Annotated in this window: 1 protein-coding gene; it reads left to right on the top strand. The window is 71.8% G+C overall.

Annotated elements, in window-relative coordinates:
- Window positions 1-240 precede the first annotated feature (240 nt).
- Window positions 241-1332: an IS110 family RNA-guided transposase gene (locus tag ACZ7L7_RS37180; protein WP_453603512.1), complete on the top strand. Its 1092-nt coding sequence runs from the start codon at window positions 241-243 to the stop codon at window positions 1330-1332.
- The last annotated feature ends 17 nt before the right edge of the window (window positions 1333-1349 follow it).

Raw genomic sequence — 1349 nt, 5'->3', positions numbered from 1 at the left:
GGACTGACAGTGAGGATGTTGGTGGCTTCTCCGGGTGGGTCTGACTCATGGACTGACCGACGCCGACTGGCTGTCCTCAAGGGGATCCGTCGGCCCGTCCGGGGAAGTCACCGCACGCGACCGGACGGGCGTCCGTGACCTCATAGGAGCTTGGTCCAGAAGCCCCACCACTGTCTTGTCCGCCCGCCCGGCCGGCGCGTGCCGCCCACCGGGATCAGCGAGAGGACGGCAGTGACCAGCATGACGGACCAGACCCTGGAAGTCACAGGCGGCGTCGACACCCACGGCGAGACCCACCACGCGGCGGTGGTCGACCGGATAGGCCGCCACCTGGCCGACCGCGAGTTCCCCGCCACCGGCACCGGATACCGCCAACTGCTGTCCTGGCTGCGCTCGTTCGGCACGGTGACGGCCGTCGGAGTGGAAGGCACCGGCGCCTACGGCGCCGAGCTGGCCCGGACACTGCGACGGACCGGACTGAAGGTCGTCGAGGTCGACCGGCCCGACCGCAGGACACGCCGGGTGAAGGGCAAGTCCGATCCGATCGACGCCTACGCCGCCGCCGAGGCGGTCGCTTCCGGCCGGGCCACCGGCACACCGAAGAGCCGGGACGGCATCGTCGAGGCGGTCCGCACCCTGCGGGTGGTACGCCGCTCAGCAGTGAAATCCCGCACCCAGGCCATCAACCAGGCCCGCCAGCTCCTGGTCACCGCACCGGAAACCCTGCGGGCCCAGCTGCGCGGGCTGACGGCCGACGCCCTGGCGAAGGCATGCGCCCGCCTCCGGCCGGGCACCGACCTCGCCGACCCCGCCCAGGCGGCCAAGGCCGCCCTGCGCCGCCTGGGCCGACGGATCCTGGCCCTGACCGAGGAGATCGACGAGCTGGAGGCCGAACTGAAGCCGCTCACCACCCGGGCCGCCCCCGAGCTGCTGGCGCTCAAAGGCGTCGGAGCGGACGTAGCCGGCCAGCTCCTGGCCACCGCCGGCGACAACCCCGACCGCCTGACCTCCGAGGCCGCCTTCGCCCACCTCTGCGGCGCCGCCCCGATACCGGCATCCTCCGGACGCAGGGACCGTCACCGGCTCAACCGCGGCGGCGACCGCGCCGCCAACCGAGCCCTGCACACCATCGTCCTCAGCCGCATGCGCTGGGACGAACGAACCCGCGCCTACGTCGAACGACGGACCGGCGAGGGCCTGGCGAAGAAGGACATCATGCGCTGCCTGAAACGCCACGTCGCCCGCGAGGTCTACCGCATCCTCATCAAGTCACTCCACACACCGCACACCGGGCGCGACGCCACCCACAGCGACCTCGCCGAAGCCGCTTGACATCCATAGGAGCATCC

It is taken from the genome of Streptomyces sp. NPDC110618, assembly GCF_055657065.1.
The sequence above is the reverse complement of the archived record's forward strand: the minus strand, read 5'-3'. Positions and strand labels throughout refer to the sequence as shown.